The organism is Pectobacterium betavasculorum, from assembly GCF_000749845.1.
GTDB classification, from domain to species: Bacteria; Pseudomonadota; Gammaproteobacteria; order Enterobacterales; family Enterobacteriaceae; genus Pectobacterium; species Pectobacterium betavasculorum.
Window position 1 is genome coordinate 1 of sequence record NZ_JQHM01000058.1, and the last position, 535, is coordinate 535.

At 64.9% G+C, this 535-nt stretch carries 1 protein-coding gene; it reads left to right on the forward strand.

Annotated elements, in window-relative coordinates; genetic code table 11:
- Positions 1-535: condensation domain-containing protein (locus KP22_RS21075; RefSeq protein WP_039326368.1), on the forward strand; the 535-nt coding region annotated here is incomplete at both ends.

Genomic DNA, 535 nt, shown 5'->3' on the forward strand with positions numbered 1-535 from the left:
CCTGTTCGTCAATACGCTGGTGCTGCGCTGCCGGATAGCGGACGGCGCGACGGTGGGCGAGTTGCTGGCGCAGGTAAAAGCGACCACGCTGGCGGCGCAGGCGCATCAGGATCTGCCGTTCGAACAGTTGGTGGAGGCGCTGAATCCGGTGCGGAGTCTGGCGCACAGTCCGCTGTTCCAGACCATGCTGGCCTGGCAGAACGCGGCTGGGGAAACCCTGCGGCTCGGCGAGCTACAAGGAGAATTGTTCGCTTCCGAGCAGGTGACGGCGCAGTTCGATCTGTCGCTGGCGCTGGGCGAATGCGGCGATCGGATCGAGGGCGGCATCGAGTATGCCAGCAGCCTGTTCGACCGGGAAACGGTGACGCGCTACGTTGAACACTGGCAGGTGCTGCTGCGGGCGATGGCGCGGGATGCGGCGCAGGAAATCGCCCGGCTGCCGCTGCTGTCCGATGCTCAACGCCGTCAGGTGCTGTATGACTGGAACGAGACACGCACGGACTACCCGCGGGAACAGGGGATCCATCAGCTATTC